This is a genomic window from Pseudocnuella soli (genome assembly GCF_004347775.1).
Lineage (GTDB): Bacteria > Bacteroidota > Bacteroidia > Chitinophagales > Chitinophagaceae > Flavisolibacter > Flavisolibacter aquaticus.
On the sequence record NZ_CP037755.1, the window covers coordinates 4261029 to 4279519 of the forward strand.

Here is an 18491-nt window from a genome sequence, read left to right on the forward strand (position 1 = left end):
CAAAACGGTACAACCTTTACAACCACCAGATAAGATTGCTCCAATAAAAAAGCGGTAGTGCAACATGCAGCTACCGCTTTTTCTATTTCGTGTATAAACTTATTTATTCACCACCGGAAAAATTGAAGATACCAGGCACCCAGTCAAAGTCGAGGATTTCTTCCATATCGATATTGAGTTGCAGGCCATCATCGGTTTTGATCTTTACTTTTTCGCGGCTCACCTTGCGGTAGCCATCCCGCTCAAATACCAACCGGTACATGCCCGGCTTCAGGTCGCTGAACGAGTAGTTGCCTTCATTGTCGGTGAGTGCACGGCCTTCCTTTTTGTTGTTGGCATAAGCGGTCACCACTACATCGCGCAGCGGCTTGCGGCTATCGGCCGTATAAACAGTACCAAGTATATCGCTTTTGCTGGAAGTTTCGGTAGCGCCGTTGCCACCGGTGTTGGCCAAACCCGTTTGCGCAACCAGGCAGCTGGCCAGTATGGCACCAATCATCAGGATGTTTCTCAATTTCATTTCAGAGCGTTTGCAGTCGTTGGCAATCTCACTTATCGTTTCACAACATGAAGTTAACATTTTTTGCCAGTTTCTGTAGCTGAAAGCGGCATTCCTCCCACATTTCAGCCACAATAACAGCCGCAGGCTTTACCTCCGAAACCAATGCACTCACCTGCCCTATTTCCAGTTCGCCTTCCTCCAGGTTGCCTTCGTACATACCCAGCTTGGCACGGCCACGGCCAAGCAGTGCCTGCAATTCTTCGGCATCAGCGCCGCGGGCTTCGGCTTCTTGCACGGCCTGCGCAAACGGGTTGCGCAGCAGGCGCACCGGTGTTAGCTTTTTCAACGACAAACGGGTATCGCCCTCACCGGCGCTTATTACTGCGTTTTTGAAGTTCGCATGCACCGCTGCTTCTTCGCTGGCTACAAACCGGCTGCCTACCTGCACGCCTTCGGCACCCAGTGCCAGCGCCGCCAACATTTGTGCACCCGTGCCAATCCCACCGGCCGCAATCACCGGTATACGCACCGCCTGCACCACGGCCGGCACCAATACCAGTGTAGTGGTTTCTTCGCGGCCGTTGTGGCCGCCCGCCTCAAAGCCTTCGGCCACCACGGCATCGCAACCAGCGGCTTCGGCTTTGCGGGCAAACAAGCTGCTGCTCACAACATGCACTACGGTGATGCCGTGATTCTTTAAATGCGCCGTCCATGTTTTTGGATTGCCGGCAGAGGTGAACACGATCTTTACTCCTTCTTCAATAATGATGGCGATATGCTGCTCCAGGTCAGGATACAACAGGGGCAGGTTCACACCAAATGGTTTGCTTGTTACCGCTTTGCACTGCCTGATCTGGTGGCGCAGTTCGTGCGGATACATGCTGCCCGCACCCAGCAAACCCAGCCCGCCGGCGTTGCTCACTGCCGATGCCAGCTGCCAGCCACTTGCCCAGATCATACCGGCCTGGATAAGCGGGATTTCGATACCAAAAAGCGTGTTGATCCGCGATGCATTCATGCTGCGCAAATTAAGCAATGCTGTTTGCTGCGCCGTTGTTGGTAAAAATGAATCGATACAATTTTGCAACAAATTGCATTACATCAAACCGGTTGTGCATGCCTAATGCGTACTATTTTAATCCATAAAAAAGCTGCTATGGTTTAAGAACTGGTTGTAAAAAAACGTGTGCCTGCACTTGCGATGCACCTTTTTTCTTAACTTACCTTTTGTGGCCCGTATACTGGTGACGGCTAAAAATTCATTAAGTTTGTAATAATGACCCAGGTACAACAACATATTCAACAACAATGCATTGTCCGCCATTTGGTGGTGGACATGAGCGATTGTTATACTTGGTCGTTCCCGGAGTTTACCCCTTTCTGCCCGCATTTATATTACTTCTCCACCTTCAAGGACTTTAATAGTTCTTCCCAAGCCCGATCGTAACCGGCTTGGGTACTGCCGTTCGGTATTTCATTTTTCTAATTGAAACATTTTGCCATGCAACGAAATCCCAAAAAGGTTTCTGTTGGCGGAGCAGTAGTGCTGATGTTGTTAATGCTCAATGCATTTGTGCTGGAGCAGGGTTTGGTTTCCAAGGTATCGGGGTATTTGCCTCTTTTGCTTACCGTACCGTTGTTGTTGCTTTCCCTGGTCTTCCGCAACCGGATTTCTTAAAAACAAATTTCGCCACAACATAACGCCAACCAGAAACGAATAGATTTTCCCTATGGTTAATGGTGGCAGATCCGGCACCAAAGCAATTGGTTGCCGATCTGCCCCATTTGCTATTTAGTTAACAATAAAAAAACAGAGCTTATGCTTAAGATGATGCACCGGCTCAGTATTGCAGGTTTTGAAAACAAAACACCGTTTTCAGCACAGGAGGTACTGGCCGATAGTATAATTAGCCTGGATGAAATGAACCGCAGGCTGGTGGCGATGATCCGCGTAGGCATGCACCAGTTTAAGCGGGTGATTGTACACCTCAACGAGGTACAAAAATGCTCGGTGAAAAAAGTATACGGCGCCATCCACTCCGACGACCTGATTGGAGGAAACCTCGAACACCATTTAAAGAAAATTGTGCTGCAACTGGAATACGCCAATAAAGAGCAGGTGGAAATTCCGTTGTACACACCTAAATACAACAGCGTGTACCGGGTGCCCGAAATAGAGCAGAAAGCAAGGAAATGGGAAGCGAGGCTTTCGAGGCTGCTGAAGGCGCCCAAAACCCGCAACCGGCAGGCAACTGCACTGGCTACCGATGAGGCATAGCCGAAAATAAATTGATCACGATAAAATTGTACATCATGCAAACAATGAGCGGCCAGCTATTGCTGGCCAAAAACGACTACGAAGCCATCATGGGCTACATTAAATTGGGTGCAGGCCGCACCTCATTCAACCGGCACGATGCCGAAGAACTGGAAAAAGAATTAAAAAAGGCCATTCTGGTGAGCCGTGAAGAACTGCCGCAGGATGTGGTGCGCCTGAACTCGACCGTGAAAATAAGAGAAGAAAAAGCCTCTAAAGAAATGGAACTAACGCTGGTAGCGCCGGAAAAGGCCGACATCAAACAGCGGAAAATTTCCATCCTGTCGCCCATCGGCACTGCACTAATTGGCTTTTGCAAGGGCCAGCAGGTGAGCTGGACGGTACCGGCCGGCACCAAAACCTTTACCATATTAGACGTGGTACACGAATAGCAAGCCACTGCATTGATTGTATCAACAATCGCGGCAGGCTTTGAAAGCCTGCCGCGATTGTTTTATAGCTAGCCAAATTAGTTATTGGAAATAGTCAACGTACAAAATGCTGTGGGAATGTATGACTATTAGAAATTACTCTGGTCCAGTTACCTATCCCAAATCAATATTGGTATTATCGCCAATATTCAGTGTACGGCTTTCGCCGCGGATGGAAGTATCGGAGCCAATGAGGGATTCGTCCAGCACAATATCAAACAGGTTGGCATAAGTGCCGATGATGGACTGCCGGATAATGGAAGAATCAACCGTGGTGTTTTCGCCGATGGTTACGTTGGGACCAATGATGGAATTGCGGATGGTGCAGCCCGGCCCGATGCTCACGGGCTGAATGATGACGGTGTTTTCATAACACTCGTGGCAGATCACTTTATCGCCAAACTTTTTAAGCAGCGTTGCATTCGACTCCAGCAGGGTTTCTTTTTTACCACAGTCGAACCAGCTTTCTACTTTAAACGGCACAATCTTCACGCCTTTACGGATCATACAATCCAGCGCATCGGAAATGCTGTACTCGCCATGGGTGCGGATGCCGTTGCGGATATTGTCATCCAGGCATTCAAACAACTGGTCCGACTCGCGGATCTTGTACACACCCACCAGTGCCATATTCGATTTCGGGATCTGCGGTTTTTCCACCACATGGGTCATGGTGCCTTCGCTGTTGAATTCCACCACGCCAAATTCCCGCGGGTCGTCTACTTTTTTCACACCCACCATCGAGTTGGGGTTAGCCAGCACCGCCGCCACATCGTATTCGCAAATAGTATCGCCCAACACAATAAACACTTCATCGCCGCCTACAACGGGGCGGGTTAGCCGAAGCGCATGGCCAATGCCCTCGCGGTTGTTTTGCCGCACAAAATGCGCCTGTATATCGGGGTAATTGGTGTTTACATAATCTTGGATCTTTTCGCCCAGGTAGCCTACAATAAAAATAAACTCGTTGATGCCTGCATCCTTCAACTGGTCGATGATGATGCTCAGCACGGTTTTCCCGGCCATCGGGATCAATGCCTTTGGCTGTGTATATGTATGCGGCCGCAGTTTGGTACCCGCTCCGGCCACTGGAATAATTGCTTTCATTATTTTGTTTTTTGATGGGCCTGTTCACCATTCTTTTCCACGTCCATCAGCCCCTGCAAATGACCGCTGCCGCGGTGCATCGAAGCGGACGAAATTAACCATTTTCAACAAATCAAAAACTTGACGTTTGCTACCGGGCAAATGCGCCGGCACTTACCTTTGCAGCGCACTACAAAAAGTTTGAAAGATCACAAGGTCACAAGTTCACCAGTTGGTTTAAAAACCGGTGAACTTGTGACCTTGTGAACTCGTGAACTTGTAAACCCCATCCAACATGCAAAGAGACACCCAGGTTTTCGACCTCATTAATCAGGAGCTGCAACGCCAGCGCCAGGGCATCGAATTGATCGCTTCGGAAAATTTTACCTCCCTGCAGGTAATGCAGGCCATGGGCGGCGTTATGACCAATAAATACGCCGAAGGCTACCCCGGCCGCCGCTATTATGGCGGCTGCGAAATTGTAGACCAAACCGAGCAACTGGCCATCGACCGCATCAAGCAGGTATTTGGTTGCGCCTATGCCAACGTGCAGCCCCACAGTGGCGCACAGGCCAACGCCGCGGTTTTCCTGGCGGTGCTGCAACCCGGTGATAAAATTCTGGGCCTCGACCTGAGCATGGGCGGCCATCTTACCCACGGCTCGCCGGTAAACTTTAGCGGCAAACTGTACCAGCCTCATTTTTACAGCGTACACCGCGACAGCGGCCTGGTTAACTACGAAGAATTGGAGGCAGTGGCCCGCCGCGAACAACCTAAAATGATCGTTTGCGGCGCATCGGCCTACAGCCGCGATTGGGACTATGCCCGCATCCGCGCCGTGGCCGACGAAGTAGGCGCTTTTGTGATGGCTGATATTGCGCACCCTGCGGGCCTTATTGCAAAAGGGCTGCTGAGCAACCCGTTTGAACATTGCCATTTTGTTACCTCTACCACGCATAAAACTTTGCGCGGCCCCCGCGGCGGTGTGATCCTGATGGGTAAAGATTTTGAAAACCCGATGGGCCTGAAAGACCTGAAGGGCAACATCCGCATGATGAGCAACCTGCTGGATATGGCGGTGTTCCCTGGCATCCAGGGCGGTCCGCTGGAGCATGTGATTGCTGCAAAAGCCATTGCTTTTGGCGAAATCCTTTCGGATGAATACACGCATTATGCAGCACAGGTGCAGCAAAACGCACAGGCGATGGCGGCTGCATTTGTAGGCCGCGGTTACAATATTATTTCGGGCGGCACCGACAACCACCTGATGCTGATTGACCTGCGCAACAAAAACATTACGGGTAAAAAAGCACAGGAAACGCTGGACCGTGCCCATATTACGCTGAATAAAAACGCAGTGCCTTACGATGATAAAAGCCCGTTTGTTACTTCGGGCATCCGCGTGGGTGTGCCGGCCATTACTACCCGCGGCCTGAAAGAAGGCGACATGGAAACGGTGGTAGCCCTCATTGACCGGGTGCTGATGAACCTCGACAACGAAGGCGAAGTTTCGGCCGTATCGAAAGAAGTGAACCGGTTCATGGCAGGCTTTCCGCTGTACCCGGAACTGGGATAGTTGGGATGATAGATGATGGATGGTAGATGATAGCAAAGAAGAAATTGAAATACTTTAATGTGCAGTATAAGAAGTATTCCATCGGATAAGTCGGCTTGCAAACAACCATCATCCATCATCTACCATCAATCATCTTAAATAAAAACACATGTTACAACGAATACAAAGCATCTGGCTGCTGCTGGCGGCGGGTTTTGATGCAATCACTTTCAAAGTGCCTTTTTACAACGGCGATTACTTGCACGATGAAGTGGTGGCGCCGGTTGACCTGAACGCACAAACCACGCTGTACCTCACCGTTATTTCGGTGGTTACCGGTGTGCTGGCATTTGCTACAATTTTTTTATTTAGCAATAGAAAGTTGCAATTGCGCCTGGTGTACCTGGGGCTTTTTCTGTCGCTGGCGCTGCTGGCCATTTACCTCCTCCTCATCAACGAGTTCAACGGCGGCACGGTATCTATTTGGGCGGTATTTTATTTTGCCATGGCTGTTGCATTTATCTTGGCGGCCAGGGGCATCCGCGCCGATGAAAAATTGATCCGCAGCATGAACCGGTTCCGGTAATGTTGTTTGATTTATTGTAAAACAAATCATTATCATAAAAAAATTAAGGCTGCTTCCCGCAGCCTTTTTTGTTGTGCAACACCGCCATCGACGCCGCTGCGGAAAGACACCAACCCCGTCATTGCGAGGCGCATAGCAAAGCTGTTTATGCCCCGCATCATCTGCGCCGAAGCAATCTCCCCGATCATGCACCACTATCCGCATAATGTACAGCGACCGAAATATGCATACAGGAGATTGCTTCGGCGCAACAAACTCCTAAACGACAAAGCGGCTACGGCGCCTCGCAATGACGGCGCTGATGCATACCGGAATAACACCCACAAAAAAACGCCGGCATTGCTGCCGGCGTTTATGCCATTTATTAATGGGTTAGGTTTTATTGCAATAGGAATGATTGCGTAAACTGAACCGCGCCTTTCACTTCTACAACGTAGCGGCCGGCACCGGCACCTTGCAGGGGCAGTGCTTCGGACAGCGAGCCGCCTGTGTGCTGCAGTTGTTTGGCAGCCATCACCTGTCCGTTGCCGTTATACAGGCGGATGCTGTACACACCGGCAGGCAGGTTGGCCAGTTGCAGGTTGATGCCCGAAGCTTTAGATGCAGGGTTGGGGTACAACACCAGCGAAGCGGCCGCACCACTCACACCCACTTTCACTACCGAGCTGTACACTTGCTTGCCGCCGGTTTCCACGGCACGGATGCGGTAGTAGTTGTTGCCGGCAGCAGGAGCAGCATCATTGAACAGGTAATCTACACGGCTATTGTTGTTGGCCTTAGGCGCAATGGTACCGATTGATTGGAACTGGTAACCGTTGGTGGAACGCTCAACATGGTAAACAACTACTTCTTCTTCTGTCAGGTTGGCAAAGGATACATCCACACCAGCACCTTTGCGGGTTGCTTTTACATGGGCGAAGCGAACGGGGAGGGCAATGTTGCCGCCTGCTAAACCAATGGTAAACGAACCAACTTGCTCTGTTTCAAGTGTTGCAAAATTCCCTTCTGCGGTGTTGGCATTGCTATAAGCTGCATCATCATCAGTTTCGCTCAATTCACCAGGGGCATTAAATCGGCGAATACCAATTTGCGTAGCGCCTTGGAAGTTTGACCCTTCAACTGCAGTTCCCGGCCAACGCAATTCCATCTTATAGAGCTCAGCATTATTATTCAGACGGTCGATTTGCCAAACTACATTAACTAAGTTCCTAAGGTCATCGGCGCTAGCCAAGCTTCCACTAGGTTGCCCGTTGACAGTAAGCGGTGCAAATACAACGAAACGAAAATCAGTTGCTGTAATCGGATCAACAGTTGCAGGCAGATAATATGTTCCATTGCCGATTGGGGCAACAAAAGGATCAACAATTCCATTTACCTGAAAGATACCTTTCGCACCGGTAGTGGCATTTACTTCCGTAACGATATGCTTGTCCGCGGCAAACGAACTACCAATTACAAGCGCTGGTGTGGTTTTAGTGAGCGTAAATCCGGGCCGGATAAAAAGCTTACCGTTTGTTAGTGTCAAACCAGCAGTAGAACCGTTTTGCTCAAACGCAACGCCTGCTAGGTTATTTATGGTCAGGCTATAAAACGTGGTTGGGGAAGAACCACCAATTGCTTGCTGCGCAGCACTGTTAAAAGTTACAGTGCCCAAGCCGGGTATGAAAGTTCCACCGCTATTTGTCCAGTTGCCGCCAACGGTGTGGGTGAAATCACCGGCTGTAAATGTAGTGCCAGAACCAATGGACACATTTCCACCAATTGCTAAAGAATTAGTTGCAGTTGCTTGTGCACTTCCAGCAAGAGTTAAGTTGCCAAGTATAGAAGACACGCCATTCAGATCTTTAGTTCCACTGCCAGTTAACGTCAGGTTCCTATATTCTGTTTGCTTTACAATTTGATTAGTGCCTGTGTAATTTACGGTGTTCACATCGGAACTTGCCACCACTGCAGCCACCAGTGTAGCCACTGTAGCGGTGCCACCAATGTTAAGTGTGGATAGTATTCCTTGCGATAAACTACCTGTTCCAGCCAGGGTGGAGGCCACTGTTAGGGTTCCGTTATTGGTGTAACTACCTGTGATATTTACATTTGGAATTTCTAAAGTTCCCCCGATGTTCCGATTAGTACCGGTAAAGGAATATATACCGGTTCCGGCATTAAAAACACCATTGTTTGTAAGGTTACCACCGAAGGTGATAGCGGAATTACCTGCATTATTATTCCAGGTACCACCGATTGAAACATTTCCCGAATAGGTTTTTGTACCAGTAGCACTATTGTGGTTTAAGGTCCCGGCAACTGTAGTAGCTGCTCCAACAGAAAAATCATAAGCACCTACAGTCAGATTACTCGTTACAACCAAATTATTGGCAATGCTTACATTTCCTCCGGTAGTTTTTGCACCAGAACCTGTAAATACAACGTTGTAAAAGTTGGAGTTGCCTGAAACAGAACCAATGGCTTGAGCGCCAGTCCCATCAAAAGTTACATTTCTTGAACCGGGAACAAACGTTCCTGAACTGGTCCAATTACCTGCTACGGTCATATCCCTACCAAAAACATTCAATGTACCTGTAGCAATATTGAGATTACCATTAACATCAACATCAGCAGCTAAGCTTACTGTTCCCGTGCTACGAATGGTTAAATTATTGACAGTGCCAGGAAGACCAGTTGTAGTTTGGGTAGCGCCATTAAACTCATAATTTGCTGTTGTCGGAAGAGTTACAACTCTTTTATCCGATGCTGGCAATGATGTTATAGGTAAGGAACAATTACTACAAGAAATCCCATTCGGATTGGCCGATTTTAGTGTAGCGTTTGCCCCTAAAACAAAACTGTTCCCATTACCCCCACCTGATAAAGTTACTTGGTTTGCAGTTGTTCCATAAAATTCTACAACACCGTTAATAAAAATATCGTCATTATTACCAGTAACGTTAATCGTTCCTCGAAACTCCAAAACAACACCACTACCAATAGTAAAATTACTATTTAAAGTAAGAGTTGAAGCAGCTCTCAATACAAACACATCACCGTTTGTTGAAAAGCTACTTGGAGAAGTTCCAGTGCCATCAACCGGGTTAGTACCCCAGGTTCCAAACTGGTTAGCATTGCCTGTTGCTTTCGAATAATAGGTAGTCGCGTAAGAAATACTTAGTGAAAAGAGGCAAAGTGTTAGGAAAAAACTTCTCAAAAAGAAAAGTTGTGACTTGCGTAAAATTTTCTTCATACAATAGTTTGATTGGTTAACAAAAAGATTTGTTTACCACAGGGATTGAATTAAGTACGAAGGAAATTTTCAGAGGAAGATGGGACGGATCGGCTACGAACCAGTTTTGGTTGATGCAGAGGCCGTAAATGTATTACAGTGTTTTTACGTAGCCAACGATAATTGTATGACGTTAAAAATATATTTTTCGTTAATACAAAGCCCAACAGTAGCACAAGCGGTTAGGAGATTTCGGAGGGCGGATTTCGGATGTCGGAATTCCCGGCAACAGGCTGTTATCTGTCGTCTAACATCAACCATCTGGCAGCTACCAGCCATCTCCCACCGGCTGCCGGCTATAAAAAAAGGGGCATGTTGCCATGCCCCTCCTGTGCCAAACCTAAACCTCCGCTTAACGCACTAAAAACGTTTGTCGCACTGCCTGCGGGCCGGCCAGTTCCAGCACGTACCAGCCGCCCTGCAGGTGGGGCAGCACCAAGTTGGCGCTGAGCCAGCCACCGGCGTGTACCATGCGGGTAACCAGCACCGGCTGGCCGGCGCCATTGAATATGCGCACCGTATAATTGCCGGCGGGCATGCCGCCGCAGGTGTATTGCATGTTGGTACCCACCACCGGGTTGGGTGCTACCTGCAGGCCAGGGTTCGCTATCTTGGCACGGGCACGGGCCACACCGCTAAACGATACAACACCTGATTCTTCCATGGCCTGCACCCGGTAGTACCGGTCGGCCACAAGCGGGCGGCCATCCCTGAACTCGTATTGCACCGTAGCGCCGCTGTTGCTTTGCGGTTTCAACAGGGCACGCACTTCCCAGTTGCGGCCATCAGCAGATGTTTCCACCTTGTAGTGGTCCACGCCCAATTCGTTGTGCACGGTAAATTGCAGCACCAGGTTGGTGCCTTGTGCAAACAGCCGCAGGCCGGCAAACTTTACAGGCAGCGGTCCTTGCGCAGCTCCGTTCAACGCAAAAGCGGAAAATTGCGTCCAATCGGACAGCGTTACGGTGCGGATACCACTTGGAGTTCCTGCCGGGTTGAGCGGGTCGCCTGCTTTTTTCCAAACACCCTCATGCTGGTGGTACACCTGCACTTGATCCGCTACATCGAATGCGGAGCCAAGTTGGGTTGCATCACCTTCATCATACTGAAAGCTTACAGTAGCCCCGGTGGTGGGCACAGCCGAAGGCGTAATGTTCCAGGTACGCTGCACTGCACCATCCGGGTTGGTAGCCTGCACGGCGTCGAGCACGTTTACGCTCCATGATAAACTGCCAGGATGTTGTAGCGTCACAGGATTATAGGTGCTGCGTCCAACTGGGAAAAGAATGGGCGTGGCGCCGGTCACCGGAATGGCTAATGGTCCGGTGCCGTTGGTTTGTACATAGGCGTTGGCGTTGCCACCTTCAATGTTTTGCGTGGTCAAATAGAAATCATTCAGTGCAAGCTTTCCTGCCTGCAGCACCAGTTTCTCGGTAAGCACCATGTTGCTGGCTATTTGCGCATTACCGGTAACGTATATGCGCTTTAGGTTGGTTGCGGCGGAAATTACAGCACCATCTTTAGCCAGGCGGCTTTGGCTGTTGCGGAGGTCAATTGCCGAAGTGGGTACGGCAACAAAATCAGTACTGTTATTACCAAGATCTTTGCCCTCGGTTACTCTTTTGAAACCACTGCCATTAGATGGCGCAGGTAAAGGGGTGCCTTCTACATAAGTGCCCGCACTTACATTGCCATATCGTACCGCATCCAATACCATGTCATCAGTTCTTCTTACAAGTGCGATTTGCCCTGCGGTAGCACCCATGCCGCCAGATATATTGCCATCTCTTGTCAGGCTCTTAGTTACACCAACAGTGATTTCTTCACTCGGGTTGTTAGCGGGATATGCTGTAAGCAGCCAATAACTATGTGGCGGCATGATGCCGGTTAAATTGCCGCCGGCAACACCTAAGTTTCCCGTAGTAGGTGCTTGATATCTAATAGCCAATTCTGATAGATCGATGGTAGTCGCGGTTTTATTAACCAGCTCCACATATTCGTAATTGGCATTAACAGAATTGTACCCAGGATTGAACTGATTGATCACTACATCGCCAGGACCGGGCAGTTGCCGAGGTTTTGCCGATGCTTCTAAACCAGTACTCCAGTCTGTTCCCCGCCGTGTAAATATTTTTATATAGAGAAGCTGGTCCGTGATGAGGTTAGTGATTATTTGACCCTTTTCTGTGCCTTTATATAATACTTTGCCGCCATCAAAAGCAGTTCCATTTCCGGTGAAATCCAGATCACCAGTATATGCAGACCCGTCGCCACTAGGCTGAAGCCCTGTAAAAGCACTTGTTTTTCCTACGATCATCATTTCATCAAAGCAGCCAGGAGGGTTGGCCCAATAAACTTTTAAAGTTGTAGGCTCAGGTGAAAACTGAATACCTGAAACATTCTTTGCACCATTAATTATTTCTACCGGGCTACTTGGTTGACCGTAAACCTGTGCGGTTGGTGCATCAACCCTAATGCGATAGGTTTCACCAGAAGGTAAGTTTGCAGGAATGGTTACATTGATTGTACCTGTCGTTCCGTTGACGGCGGCCGACCCAATGAGCAGCGCATTTGTAAAACTTTCATTTGCCGTGCTCAGGTAAGCATTTAATTGTTCTGTAAGCGGGAGGTTGGAAGCATAAGTAATGGTGCCAGAGGCGCTAGTACTTCCATTGATACAAAAGGGTGATTGACCAATGCTGCTTACGGTGATATTCACTTGACAAGAATGTCCTTGCGACTTACTGTTGCGTGGGTTAGGCGCAAGCACCACAAAGTCATCTTTGTTGTTATTTAAATCTACACAACCATTGCTTTTTCGGTGGGCTGCAGTACCATTACCCAATTGAATAGTGCCATCTGTGCCTTCAAAACAATCAGCTGTCCCATAACCTAGAAAATCGACAATATTTGCGGTTACAGGACATACCTCCTCAGGTAAACTAGCCAATTGTTTAAGAAGGGCTACTTTACCGGAATTGTTTGCCATTGCAAAGGAAGGCGATGAAAAATCAGCAACAGGCAAGGCGTTCCCATTATTTCCTTCAACCCCTAATGCAATTAAAAAATATCTGCCTGGTTCAATAAAACCGGAAAGGGCTATCTGGTTGTCGCTCCACTTATTTGATCCCCTGCCAGCATACTGCAATGACCAGCCGGCAAGATTGACTCTGCTGGCCGTTGGATTGTACAATTCCACGAAATCCCTGTTGAAAGGCGCACCGGTATTTCCTCCGCCGCCATATACCTGGCTGATGACTACATGATCGGGCGTTTGGGCAAATGAGAAAATAACAGATAGGCAAAGCAATACGAGTAGAGATATTCGCTTATTCATTACAGTAAGTTTTTGGTTGGTTGCAAGTGCCTGTATTGAAACAGGTTTGCTTAGCAGTAAAAGTAAGGTAACAAGTATTTTTCTTTTTTGCAATATGTGTCAGATGGACAAGGACAATTTTTTATCGGTTGTATGTTACCGATAAGCGGTTGTGCCTACCAGGTCGGGTTTTGCGCCTGTCATCCTGAGCGTAGCGAAGGATCTGAGTTGTCATTAATGGAAAATTTGAAAGAAATCAGACGTTTTTACAACAGGGCCTTGATTTATAATGCTCAGATCCTTCGCTGCGCTCAGGATGACAAAGGCAAGCGGTTGCCGGAATGATGGAATGTTGCAAAGGCAGGAGTAACATTGCAAACAAGTAGCGGCTACACTTAACTGCTTATAAACGAAAAACCCCGCAAACTTCTGTTTGCGGGGTTGAGGAAAATATTATCGAAACACGATTTACAAAAACGCAGCCGTACGGCTTTCAGCAATAGCCTTCAAGCCTTCCGGTTTACCAGCGTATACTAATGTGCCGCCGCCATCACCAGCCTCCGGACCTAAGTCAATGATCCAGTCGGCGGAGCGCATTACATCGGTGTTGTGTTCAATCACCAGCACTGAGTGTCCCTGCTCGATCAGGGCATTGAACGATGCCAGCAATTTTTTAATATCGTGAAAATGCAGCCCGGTTGTGGGCTCATCGAAGATGAATAAAATTTTACCGGCAGCTTTTCCTTTGCCCAGGAACGAAGCCAGTTTTACCCGCTGCGCCTCGCCACCCGAAAGTGTATCGGACGACTGGCCCAGTTTTACATAACCCAAGCCTACTTCGCTCAGGGGCTTGATGGCAGTGAGCACCGATTTTTCATCGCCAAAAAATTCAATGGCTTCATCTACGCTCAACTCCAGCACTTCAAAAACATTCTTCCCGCGATAGGTTACTTCCAGTACTTCTTCCTTGAACTTTTTACCACCGCACACTTCACAGGTCAGGTGCACATCAGCCAAGAACTGCATCTCCACGATCTTTTCGCCTTCACCTTTACAGGCATCACAACGACCGCCATCTACGTTGAACGAAAAATGTTTGGGCTGAAAACCACGCATCTTACTCAGGGGCTGCACGGCAAACAAATCGCGGATGCAATCCCATGCCTTCACATAAGTAACGGGGTTGGACCGCGATGATTTACCGATCGGATTTTGGTCCACCATTTCCACTGCGGTAATGGCTTCCACATCGCCGCTAATGGCTTGGTGGAAACCAACTTTATCAGCCGGCTCACCTTGCAGTTTTTTCAATCCCGGATACAAAATTTGTCGCACCAATGTGCTTTTGCCACTACCACTCACACCGCTTACCACGCACAAAACATTTAGCGGAAACGCAACCGTGATGTCTTTCAAATTGTGTTGGCGTGCACCTTCCACTACAATGTTTTGTTTCCATTTGCGCAGTTTATTCGGTGCATCAATAGTCAGTGCTCCGCTCAGGTATTTGCCGGTTAGGCTTTCCGCATTTTTTACAATTGAATTGTAGTTGCCTGCAGCAATTACTTCACCACCCAGGTGCGATGCCAGCGGGCCCATATCAATAATATGGTCCGCTTCACGCATCATCATTTCATCGTGTTCCACTACCACAACTGTGTTACCCAAATCGCGCAGTTCTTTTAATACACGGATCAAATTAGCTGTATCGCGTGGGTGCAAACCAATGGAAGGTTCATCTAGTATATACAGCGAGTTGGTCAAGTTAGAACCGAGGCTGCGCGTCAGTTGTATGCGCTGGCTTTCGCCACCGCTCAATGTGTTGGCTAACCGGTTCAGGGTTAAATATCCAAGGCCCACATTCAGCAAGGTGTCAATGCGGCCTTTTATCTCCAGGTTAATGCGTTTGCCCACCGTGGCTTCAAACTCGGTAAAATGCGACACTGCTTTTTCAAACCAAACCTTCAGGTCGCGTACAGGCATTTCGCTGAGTTCGCCAATATGTGCACCGGCAACTTTTACATACAGGGCTTCCTTGCGCAGCCGGTAGCCTTCACACTCGGGGCACCTGGTGCGGCCACGGTAGCGGCTTAGCAACACGCGGTATTGCACTTTATATAAATTAGCCTCTACTTCTTTAAAAAAGTCATTGATGCCTTCTACATGCAGGTTGCCTTCCCACAAAATGCGGTACTGCTCCTTGGTAAGATCGGCAATGGGTTTGTGCACCGGGAAATCGAAATGGCGTGCAGCTTTTACAAAACGTTCGCGCCACAGCCCCAGCTTCTCTCCTTTCCACGGCGCCACGGCACCTTCGTATACACTCAGTCGCCTATCCGGGATCACCAGTTCCTCATCAATGCCCAGCACCATTGAAAAACCTTCGCAAACAGGGCAGGCGCCAAATGGATTATTGAAGGAAAAAAGGTTAGGCACAGGTTCTTCAAACACGATGCCGTCCAGTTCAAAGCGGTTGTTGAAGTGCAGCAGCTTAATGTCTTTATCACCGCGGCCCGGTGAGTCTACTTCCACATATACATCGCCTTCGCCTTCGTAAAATGCAGTGCCTACCGAATCGGCCAGGCGGTGTTCATCGTCCTCATCAAATTCTTTTGCCACCAACCGGTCCACCAGCACAAATACATTCTCGGGGTAGCGAAACACTTCGGCGAAATCTTCCGGGCTGCCGGCCAGCAGGTCTTCAATGTGGTGGGTGCTGCTGCTGTCCACAGGGTTTTCTGCCTGCCCACGCGATACCGCCGAAACATAGATCCGCGAGAAGCCTTTTTGCATCAGGATGTTCAGCTCCTCCCGAACGTCGCGGTTCTGGTGCTGTTTGAACGCCGCCAGCACAAATACTTTACTGCCTTCGCGCAGGCTCCGGATGGCGGCCACCACCTCGGTAACATCATCCTTTTTCACCTCACGCCCCGAAATAGGCGAAATGGTTTTGCCCACCCGGGCATACAGCAGGCGCAGGTAATCGTAGATCTCCGTCATGGAGCCAACGGTGCTGCGTGGTGTGCGGGTAATTACTTTTTGCTCAATGGCAATGGCCGGTGCCAGTCCTTTGATGTAGTCCACATCGGGCTTGTCCATGCGGTTCAAAAACTGGCGTACATAAGCGCTCAGGCTTTCGGCATAGCGGCGCTGCCCTTCGGCATACAGCGTATCAATGGTTAGCGAGGATTTGCCCGAGCCCGAAACACCGGTAACAACAATGAGTTTGTTGCGCGGAAAAAGTACATCGATGTTTTTGAGGTTGTGTACACGGGCCCCTTTTATAAATATATCGTCACCGGCCGGAGCGGGTGCCGGCGCAGTGGCGGTAGCGGTCTTTTTTTTCATGATTTATTTGCCGAGCAAAATTAGCACCCCGGGTTGAGGGTGCCATGAACCATTAACAGTTCTTTAGCCAAAGAAAAGCAGCGATGGCCGAAAAAACGAGGCGTGGAATAGAAAAAGATTATACTTTTAACGCATAAATCCTAATCACTAGTCACAACAAACTGTCCCGCCTATCGTCATTACTTCTACTTTTTTTTCACTCAGTTTCAGCATCCATTCCCTTGAACACCTAAACCCTGTAGGAGTACTATGACACCATTATCGCGTCTGACCGACCATGACCTGATCAATGCATTCATTGCTGGTAATGTAAACGCATTGGAAACCCTTGTATTGCGTCACAAGGATAAATTGTATTCATCTATTTTGTTTTTGGTAAAAGACAAGTTCCTTGCCGAAGATATTTTTCAGGATGTGTTTATCCGCATCATCGATACCATGCGGGGCGGCCGCTACACTGAAGAGGGTAAATTTTTACCCTGGGCCATGCGCATTGCCCACAACCTGTGCGTGGATCATTTCCGCAAAGTAAAACGCACCCCCACCATTAAGAACAGCGAAGACCAGGACATTTTCGAGGTATTGAATTTTACTGAAGAAAGTGCCGAGGATAAAATGATCAAGCGCCAAAGCCATAGCCGTGTTCGGGAAATGCTGGACAAGCTGCCCGAAGACCAACGCGAAGTGATCATTTTGCGCCACTATGCCGATATGAGCTTTAAGGAAATTGCACAAATCACCAATTGCAGCATCAACACGGCGTTGGGCCGGATGCGCTATGGCCTCATCAACCTGCGTAAGATGATGGTGCAAAAACAAATTGCCCTTTAATTTTTTCAGCAATAAATGCACTGCCGCTTTGAACCATTGCGGCAATTTGTTGTTGTTATAGGCGTACAAAAAACGGGGGAATGTTAGCGAATGTTAAAGAATAGCATCGGGGTGTTTTTTTGTGCAGCTATTTGATAATTTAGCGCTTTCAAAACAACACAAACAGCCGGTTTTTTAGCCATCGGTTGTTGCAAATAAATGTCATTCTCCGGCTCCAACTGCATGCTTAGTAATGCTTGCCGCAGAAGGCTGACGGAGAATGACGACTAATTGAAAAGGCCCGCAACAGTGTTGCGGGCCTTTTTGATTTATATCAATTTAAGTACTGGCTTGACCGGGTTTGCTAATTGGCCGTGTTTTATCGCGGTTGATAGTTGATTCAAGCGACCAATGTCTTTACGCCAAAATTACTTAACGCGATACACCAGTACCGGCAGCATGCTTTCTTTTTCGCTGGGCCCCATTGCCCTGATCTTTTCAAGCGTGATGGAGGTTCCAGGCTTGGCATGCTGGGCCAGCAACTGCTTTGCTTCTGGTGTAAACAAGGCCGTCGGGCAATCGGCAGTTTTCACATTGCCCGCTGCGTCTTCCACCTTTAGGGTAAAACCGGTGATTTTATACTGTACGTCGAACGGAAAATCTTTGATGTAAGCGCCGACGCCGGGTTGGGCTTGCAACGCTGCAAATGAAATGGCCTCACCGGCAGAATACCCGCCAATAGTGGGCATTGGCGTGGGTAGCGATCGTACCCGGAAGTTGGAAGTGCCTACCTGTTTGCCGTCCACAAAAACCTTGATCACGCATTGGTCGGAAGGCTTAGCCACCCGCACATTGTACAAGCCTGCGCTGCTTTTTTCAATGGTGCCGTCGCCGCCTTCAATGGCTACGGTGGTTTGTTCATCGGTAGCGTTTGCTGCGGCTATTGAAACCGGGTTATCAATACCAATGTATAATACGTTCATCTTGCTGGGTGCCACAGCCACTTGCGCTTGGACTGTGTAAGCGCTTAAGGCGCAAAATGATAATAAAAGAAGGAATGGCTTTTTGCTCCAAAGCTGTTGTAGTTGCTGGTTCATAATGGTTAAGTTTGATTGAAAGGGAAATACTGAAAAGCAGATTGATGCATTGAATATAAAAAATATATTACATCCGATCGCTATCAATGGGAAGTTCCGTGACGCAGGATGGGTTATGCCGAAACAAGTTCGGCATGACAATCTCGAAGTTCGAAGTATCTGTTTGTTA

General features: G+C 48.6%; 14 protein-coding genes and 1 pseudogene. 7 read left to right on the top strand and 8 right to left on the bottom strand.

The window, feature by feature from the left end; genetic code table 11:
- Window positions 1–103: 103 nt before the first annotated feature.
- Together EPD17_RS17540 and EPD17_RS17545 are read right to left on the bottom strand one after the other, a co-directional pair.
- Window positions 104–520 (bottom strand): carboxypeptidase-like regulatory domain-containing protein, encoded by a 417-nt coding sequence (locus EPD17_RS17540; protein ID WP_165929651.1) that lies wholly within the window; start codon window positions 518–520, stop codon window positions 104–106.
- Between the two features lie 40 nt (window positions 521–560).
- Window positions 561–1520: an NAD(P)H-dependent flavin oxidoreductase gene (locus EPD17_RS17545; RefSeq protein WP_132055831.1), complete on the bottom strand. Its 960-nt coding sequence runs from the start codon at window positions 1518–1520 to the stop codon at window positions 561–563.
- A gap of 483 nt (window positions 1521–2003) precedes the next feature.
- On the opposite strand from EPD17_RS17545, the gene EPD17_RS20055 reads away from it, so the two are divergent.
- From EPD17_RS20055 to rnk, 3 genes are all read left to right on the top strand, one after another.
- Window positions 2004–2180 (top strand): hypothetical protein, encoded by a 177-nt coding sequence (locus tag EPD17_RS20055; RefSeq protein ID WP_165929652.1) that lies wholly within the window; start codon window positions 2004–2006, stop codon window positions 2178–2180.
- Between the two features lie 141 nt (window positions 2181–2321).
- Window positions 2322–2780, top strand: coding sequence for a hypothetical protein (locus tag EPD17_RS17550; protein WP_132055832.1), 459 nt, complete (start codon window positions 2322–2324; stop codon window positions 2778–2780).
- Between the two features lie 35 nt (window positions 2781–2815).
- On the top strand, window positions 2816–3211 hold the full coding sequence (rnk, locus tag EPD17_RS17555) for a nucleoside diphosphate kinase regulator (protein WP_114234860.1): 396 nt from the start codon (window positions 2816–2818) through the stop codon (window positions 3209–3211).
- A 153-nt stretch (window positions 3212–3364) separates the two neighbouring features.
- Here the strand turns inward: rnk and EPD17_RS17560 are convergent, their stop codons facing one another.
- Complete coding sequence (locus EPD17_RS17560) at window positions 3365–4357, bottom strand: sugar phosphate nucleotidyltransferase (RefSeq protein ID WP_132055833.1); 993 nt, start codon at window positions 4355–4357, stop codon at window positions 3365–3367.
- A 274-nt stretch (window positions 4358–4631) separates the two neighbouring features.
- Between EPD17_RS17560 and EPD17_RS17565 the strand changes: the two genes are divergently transcribed.
- The 3 genes from EPD17_RS17565 to EPD17_RS17575 all read left to right on the top strand — a co-directional run bounded on the left by EPD17_RS17565 (window position 4632) and on the right by EPD17_RS17575 (window position 6882).
- The gene (locus EPD17_RS17565; protein WP_132055834.1) at window positions 4632–5912 is read left to right on the top strand and encodes a serine hydroxymethyltransferase; all 1281 of its coding nucleotides are present in this window, start codon (window positions 4632–4634) and stop codon (window positions 5910–5912) included.
- A 148-nt stretch (window positions 5913–6060) separates the two neighbouring features.
- A complete protein-coding gene (locus EPD17_RS17570) occupies window positions 6061–6477 on the top strand; it encodes a DUF4293 domain-containing protein (RefSeq protein ID WP_132055835.1) in 417 nt (138 codons plus the stop codon).
- A gap of 147 nt (window positions 6478–6624) precedes the next feature.
- Complete coding sequence (locus EPD17_RS17575; protein ID WP_132055836.1) at window positions 6625–6882, top strand: hypothetical protein; 258 nt, start codon at window positions 6625–6627, stop codon at window positions 6880–6882.
- Here EPD17_RS17575 and EPD17_RS17580 read toward each other — a convergent pair.
- The 4 genes and pseudogenes from EPD17_RS17580 to uvrA all read right to left on the bottom strand — a co-directional run bounded on the left by EPD17_RS17580 (window position 6857) and on the right by uvrA (window position 16415).
- The gene (locus EPD17_RS17580; RefSeq protein ID WP_132055837.1) at window positions 6857–9712 is read right to left on the bottom strand and encodes a T9SS type A sorting domain-containing protein; all 2856 of its coding nucleotides are present in this window, start codon (window positions 9710–9712) and stop codon (window positions 6857–6859) included. The two genes, EPD17_RS17575 and EPD17_RS17580, sit on opposite strands and share 26 nt — an antisense overlap.
- 391 nt (window positions 9713–10103) lie before the next feature.
- Complete coding sequence (locus EPD17_RS17585) at window positions 10104–12071, bottom strand: lamin tail domain-containing protein (RefSeq protein WP_240040660.1); 1968 nt, start codon at window positions 12069–12071, stop codon at window positions 10104–10106.
- Between the two features lie 699 nt (window positions 12072–12770).
- A pseudogene (locus EPD17_RS20425) lies at window positions 12771–13088 on the bottom strand (lamin tail domain-containing protein); the annotation flags it as partial.
- 447 nt (window positions 13089–13535) lie between these two features.
- Window positions 13536–16415, bottom strand: coding sequence for an excinuclease ABC subunit UvrA (uvrA, locus tag EPD17_RS17590; protein ID WP_132055839.1), 2880 nt, complete (start codon window positions 16413–16415; stop codon window positions 13536–13538).
- 249 nt (window positions 16416–16664) lie between these two features.
- Here uvrA and EPD17_RS17595 point away from each other — a divergent pair, with 249 nt between their 5' ends.
- Window positions 16665–17246 carry an RNA polymerase sigma factor gene (locus EPD17_RS17595; protein ID WP_114234851.1) on the top strand — a complete coding sequence of 194 codons (582 nt, stop codon included), beginning with the start codon at window positions 16665–16667 and terminating at the stop codon, window positions 17244–17246.
- Between the two features lie 407 nt (window positions 17247–17653).
- On the opposite strand, the gene EPD17_RS20060 is transcribed toward EPD17_RS17595, so the two are convergent.
- Complete coding sequence (locus EPD17_RS20060) at window positions 17654–18208, bottom strand: GldM family protein (RefSeq protein WP_165929653.1); 555 nt, start codon at window positions 18206–18208, stop codon at window positions 17654–17656.
- Window positions 18209–18491 lie beyond the last annotated feature (283 nt).

Bases quoted from the DNA above. Each gene is read 5' to 3' on its own strand.
- EPD17_RS17540 (WP_165929651.1), bottom strand. From the start codon at position 520: ATGAAATTGAGAAACATCCTGATGATTGGTGCCATACTGGCCAGCTGC.
- EPD17_RS17545 (WP_132055831.1), bottom strand. From the start codon at position 1,520: ATGAATGCATCGCGGATCAACACGCTTTTTGGTATCGAAATCCCGCTT.
- EPD17_RS20055 (WP_165929652.1), top strand. From the start codon at position 2,004: ATGCAACGAAATCCCAAAAAGGTTTCTGTTGGCGGAGCAGTAGTGCTG.
- EPD17_RS17550 (WP_132055832.1), top strand. From the start codon at position 2,322: ATGCTTAAGATGATGCACCGGCTCAGTATTGCAGGTTTTGAAAACAAA.
- rnk (WP_114234860.1), top strand. From the start codon at position 2,816: ATGCAAACAATGAGCGGCCAGCTATTGCTGGCCAAAAACGACTACGAA.
- EPD17_RS17560 (WP_132055833.1), bottom strand. From the start codon at position 4,357: ATGAAAGCAATTATTCCAGTGGCCGGAGCGGGTACCAAACTGCGGCCG.
- EPD17_RS17565 (WP_132055834.1), top strand. From the start codon at position 4,632: ATGCAAAGAGACACCCAGGTTTTCGACCTCATTAATCAGGAGCTGCAA.
- EPD17_RS17570 (WP_132055835.1), top strand. From the start codon at position 6,061: ATGTTACAACGAATACAAAGCATCTGGCTGCTGCTGGCGGCGGGTTTT.
- EPD17_RS17575 (WP_132055836.1), top strand. From the start codon at position 6,625: ATGCCCCGCATCATCTGCGCCGAAGCAATCTCCCCGATCATGCACCAC.
- EPD17_RS17580 (WP_132055837.1), bottom strand. From the start codon at position 9,712: ATGAAGAAAATTTTACGCAAGTCACAACTTTTCTTTTTGAGAAGTTTT.
- EPD17_RS17585 (WP_240040660.1), bottom strand. From the start codon at position 12,071: ATGATGATCGTAGGAAAAACAAGTGCTTTTACAGGGCTTCAGCCTAGT.
- uvrA (WP_132055839.1), bottom strand. From the start codon at position 16,415: ATGAAAAAAAAGACCGCTACCGCCACTGCGCCGGCACCCGCTCCGGCC.
- EPD17_RS17595 (WP_114234851.1), top strand. From the start codon at position 16,665: ATGACACCATTATCGCGTCTGACCGACCATGACCTGATCAATGCATTC.
- EPD17_RS20060 (WP_165929653.1), bottom strand. From the start codon at position 18,208: ATGAACGTATTATACATTGGTATTGATAACCCGGTTTCAATAGCCGCA.